Source organism: Duganella callida, from assembly GCF_004614165.1.
Lineage (GTDB): Bacteria > Pseudomonadota > Gammaproteobacteria > Burkholderiales > Burkholderiaceae_D > Rugamonas > Rugamonas callida.
This window is the reverse complement of sequence record NZ_SPVG01000142.1, coordinates 1-4,289: the sequence shown is the minus strand read 5'-3', so window position 1 is coordinate 4,289 and position 4,289 is coordinate 1. Positions and strand designations below refer to the sequence as shown.

Sequence of the window (4,289 nt, the reverse complement as noted above, 5' to 3'; positions counted from 1 at the left end):
CGGCCGCGCTTGTCCAGCTGGTCCAGCAGGCCCTGACGCAGCGGGATGCGTGCCGGATGGTCGCTGCTGGATGGCAGCAGCGGCGAGCCGGTCTTGTCGTCGTCGAGCTGGATGAAAGCGATCCCGGTCACGCCCTGGTAGCCCAGCGCGGCGAAGGTGGTGGTGGTGATCGGCGCATCGGTGTTGATGTTCAGCGTGACCAGGATCTGGCCGGCCACCTTGGGATCGAAAGCGATGCCGCCGACGCGGCCGACCTCCAGCCCGCGGTAGCGCACCGGCGCCTGCGGGTTCAGGCCGGGGATCGATTGCGCGGTGGCGATCACGTAGGGCACGCGTTCGACGCGGTCGCGGTTGAACCAGAGGCCATACAGGATCGCCGCGATCAGCAGCACGATCGTGAAGAAGCCGGTGGTGAGGGCATGGGATCGGTTTTCCATCATTGCTCCGTTTTTGTTTTGTCGTCCAGCGCTTCCAGCGCGCGGCGGCCGCGGTCGCCGAGGAAGAACTCCTTGATGAACGGATGATCGACTTTCAGCAGGTCGCGCAGCGGTCCGAGCGCGATCACGTGTTTTTCCGCCAGCACGGCGATGCGGGTGGACAGCGCGAACAGCGTGTCCAGGTCGTGGGTCACCATCACCACCGTCAGTCCCAGCTCGCGGTGCAGGGACTTGATCAGCGCGACGAAGGCTTCCGACAGGTCGGGATCGAGGCCGGCGGTCGGCTCGTCGAGGAACAGCAGCTTGGGTTCCAGCGCCAGGGCGCGCGCCAGCGCCACGCGCTTGACCATGCCGCCCGACAGGTCGGACGGCATCTTGTTGGCGTGCTCGGGACCCAGTCCCACCATGTTCATCTTCAGCAGCACGGCGTCCTGCACCAGGTCTTCCGGCAGCACGTGCAGTTCGCGCATCGGCTGGGCGATGTTTTCGAACACCGTCAGCGCCGAATACAGCGCGCCCTGCTGGAACAGCATGCCCCAGTGATTGCGCAGCTGCTGCAGCTGGTCGGAATCGATCACGCTGATGTCTTCGCCGAACACGCGCACGCAGCCGCGCGCGGGACGTTCGAGGCCCAGCATCTGCCGCAGCAGCGTGGTCTTGCCGGTGCCGGAGCCGCCGACGATGGAGAGGATCTCGCCCTGTTCGATTTCCAGGTTCAGGTCCTGGTGCACCACCGTGCGGCCGTACTTGGTCCACAGGCCGGTGATCTCGACCACCGGCACGCTGCCGTCCAGCGTCAGTTCGCCGGTGCCGGGGCCGCAGCTGAGCGCCTGTTCGTCCATCTCAGAACCCCACGCCGCTGAAGACCACCGCGAACACCGCGTCGGCCAGGATCACGGCGGTGATGGCGGTGACCACCGAGGTGGTGGTGCCGCGCCCCAGGCTTTCGGTGTTCGGCTTGATGCGCAGGCCGAAATGGCAGGACACCAGCGCGATCAGCATGCCGAACACCACCCCTTTGCCCAGACCGATCATGTAGTTCGCCAGCGGCACCGCCTCCGGCAGCTTGAGCAGGAAGTACTGTGGCGACAGGTTCAATTCCAGTTTGGCCGACAGCATGCCGCCGGTCAGCGCGATGGTGTCGGTCCAGATCACCAGCAGCGGCATGGCGATGGCCAGTGCCAGCACCTTCGGCATGATCAGGCGGAAGCCGTGCGAGATGCCCATCACCAGCATGGCGTCCAGCTCCTCGGTCACGCGCATCACGCCCAGCTGGGCGGTGATGGAGGAGCCGGAGCGGCCTGCCACCAGGATCGCCGCCAGCAGCGGTCCCAGTTCGCGGATGATGCTCATGCCGAGCAGGTTGACCAGGAACACGTCGCCGCCGAAGTTGCGCAGCTGCTGTGCCGACAAATAGGAGAAGACCACGCCGATCAGGAAGCCGACCAGCGCCGTGATGCCCAGTGCCTGGAAGCCGGCGTGGTAGATGTTGGCCGAGATTTCCTTCCACGGTCCGCGCAGCGGGTTGCGGAGAAAACGCCAGCTGTCCAGTACCACCTGGCCGATCAGGCGCACCAGCCCGGTCAGGTGTTCGAAGAACAGCAGCATGGCGAAGCCCAGCTTCATCACCAACGTCAGGCGGTGCTGGCGGGAGCGCGGCAGTTCCAGCGCGCCGGTGGTCTCCAGCCGCTTGAAGAATTCTTCCAGTTCCGGCGGCAGCTGCAGGCTGGCCGGGCGGGCCTTGCCCCAGGCGTTCCACAGTAGCTGGGCGCCAATGTGGTCCATGCCCTGGATGGCGCTCAGGTCCCACTTCAGGTTCTGGCCCTTGAGCGGCTTGAGGAAGCTGGTGATGGTGGCCATCGCCTTGCCCTGCGCCAGTGCGTGGACTTGCCATGTGCCGGCCGCGGCGACGGCGCCGGCATTCAGGGTCAGGGTGGGCTCTTGGGCGGTAGGCATAAACGCCAGTTTAAGGGAGTTTGGCCCCGGCCGCCACTCGTGCGCCGGGCCGGGGTGCGTTGCCTCGCTCTTAGGGGATACCCCGGCGTCAGGCCGCCAGGCGGCGCGCCTGGCGCTTGGGGGCGGCGGCGTCGGTGGCCGGCTTGGGTTTGACGCCGCCGCTGTAGTCGCGCGCCAGCAGGGCGTCGGCTTCATCCGGTTTCATGCCGCGTGTCTGCAGGTAGCGGCCGACCATGGTCACCAGGCGGTCCAGCGCGATGCGGTGGGTGGCGTCGGTGTTCGCGTACAGCCAGTCGGAGAAGGCCATGAAATTGTCGAACGGCGCGTCGCCCAGCAGCACCGGCAGGGTGTGGGCGAAGCGGCCGGAATTGGCCACCAGGTCCCAGTAGCGGGCGAACCGCACCAGCCGCTGCATGGTGACGAAGTCGATGTGCTTGTTGGCCAGGATGGTGTAGGGCGCGTACGGGTCGTACACCATGCCGAATTCCTCGGTGTGGCGGATGATGGGCGTGCCGCGCAGGCGCTTGAGGATGCCGAACTGGATTTCGTGCGGCTCCAGCGCCCACAGCTTGTCGAAGCCGGCGGCGAAGCTTTCCACCGTCTCGCCGGGCAGGCCGGCGATCAGGTCGACGTGCATGTGGGCGTGCGACTGGGTGGTCAGCCAGCGGATGTTGTCGGCGGCCTTCCGGTTGTCCTGCTTGCGGCTGACCAGGGTCTGCACCTCGGGGTTGAAGCTCTGGATGCCGATTTCGAACTGCAGCGCGCCTGGCGGGAATTTGCTGATGCCTTCTTTCAGGGCGTCGGGCAAGTGGTCGGGCACCAGTTCGAAGTGGGCGTAGACCGGATCGTCCGGGTGGGCTTCCAGCTTGTCGAGGAAGAACTGCATGATCTTCAGGCTGGTCTTGATATTCAGGTTGAAGGTGCGGTCGACAAACTTGAACAGGCGCGCGCCGCGCTGGTACAGCGATTCCATCTCGGCCAGGAAGTCGTCCAGCGGGAACGGCCACGCGGTCTTGTCCAGGGCGGACAGGCAGAACTCGCACTTGAACGGGCAGCCGCGCGAGGCTTCCACGTACAGCGTGCGGTTCTTGATGTCGTCGTCTGTATAGAGAGCATAGGGCAGCTTGATTTCGGCCATCGGCGGCTGCACGCCGGCGTGCACCTTCATCAGCGGCTTGGGGCCATGCAGGATCTCGCCGCACAATTTGGGGAAAGTGACGTCGCCCCAGCCGGTGATGACGTAATCGGCCAGCCTGACGATCTCCTGTTCAGCGGTTTCGTGCGACACCTCGGGGCCGCCCAGCACTACCGTCACCTGCGGCGCCACGCGCTTCAGCATGGCGACGACCTTGGCGGTTTCCTCGACATTCCATATATAGATGCCGAAACCGACGATGCGCGGTTGCTGCGCCAGGATGCGTTCGACGATCTCGGTGGTCTTGGCGCCGATGACAAATTCCTGGATACGCGTTTGCGCCTGCAGGTCGCCCATATTGGCCAGCAGATAGCGCAGGCCCAGCGAGGCGTGGGTGTAGCGGGCGTTGAGAGTGGTGAGCAAGATAGACATCCGCGTATTTTACCCTTGCCAGCCGGCGGCGGCCTTGGTATAGTTCTGTCCCTCGCGAAAACAACGCGTCGCTGCCAAAGCGAAACGATGAAAAACGCGGGGTTGACGAGATAAACGAAACGCTTCATAATCTCGCTTCTGTGCTGATGAACAAAACGCTTCAACAGCAAGCAACACGGATCTTTAAAAATTCACAGTCGATAAATGTGGGCGTTTGATGAAAGTGCACGCGGAGCTAGTCTCCGCGAAACTTAAAATATCAAATGCTCAAACAAAGAAATACTGTCAGTATTTTGAGTAAGAGCGAACCTGGTCAGAAATGACCAAAA

Annotated in this window: 4 protein-coding genes; all 4 read right to left on the bottom strand. The window is 64.0% G+C overall.

All coding sequences use genetic code 11. From position 1 onward, the window contains the following. The coding region (locus tag E4L98_RS13735) for an MlaD family protein (protein ID WP_135202116.1) at positions 1–437 on the bottom strand (437 nt) is incomplete at its 3' end. Then, positions 437–1,279 carry an ABC transporter ATP-binding protein gene (locus E4L98_RS13730; protein ID WP_135202115.1) on the bottom strand — a complete coding sequence of 281 codons (843 nt, stop codon included), beginning with the start codon at positions 1,277–1,279 and terminating at the stop codon, positions 437–439. The genes E4L98_RS13735 and E4L98_RS13730, both read right to left, overlap by 1 nt. 1 nt (position 1,280) lies before the next feature. After that, on the bottom strand, positions 1,281–2,393 hold the full coding sequence (locus E4L98_RS13725) for an MlaE family ABC transporter permease (RefSeq protein WP_135202114.1): 1,113 nt from the start codon (positions 2,391–2,393) through the stop codon (positions 1,281–1,283). An 88-nt stretch (positions 2,394–2,481) separates the two neighbouring features. Beyond that, positions 2,482–3,960 carry a B12-binding domain-containing radical SAM protein gene (locus E4L98_RS13720; protein ID WP_135202113.1) on the bottom strand — a complete coding sequence of 493 codons (1,479 nt, stop codon included), beginning with the start codon at positions 3,958–3,960 and terminating at the stop codon, positions 2,482–2,484. Between the last annotated feature and the right edge of the window lie 329 nt (positions 3,961–4,289).

What these genes read in the sequence shown, in the direction of transcription:
- E4L98_RS13730 (WP_135202115.1), bottom strand. Translation starts at nt 1,279, where the DNA reads ATGGACGAACAGGCGCTCAGCTGCGGCCCCGGCACCGGCGAACTGACG.
- E4L98_RS13725 (WP_135202114.1), bottom strand. Translation starts at nt 2,393, where the DNA reads ATGCCTACCGCCCAAGAGCCCACCCTGACCCTGAATGCCGGCGCCGTC.
- E4L98_RS13720 (WP_135202113.1), bottom strand. Translation starts at nt 3,960, where the DNA reads ATGTCTATCTTGCTCACCACTCTCAACGCCCGCTACACCCACGCCTCG.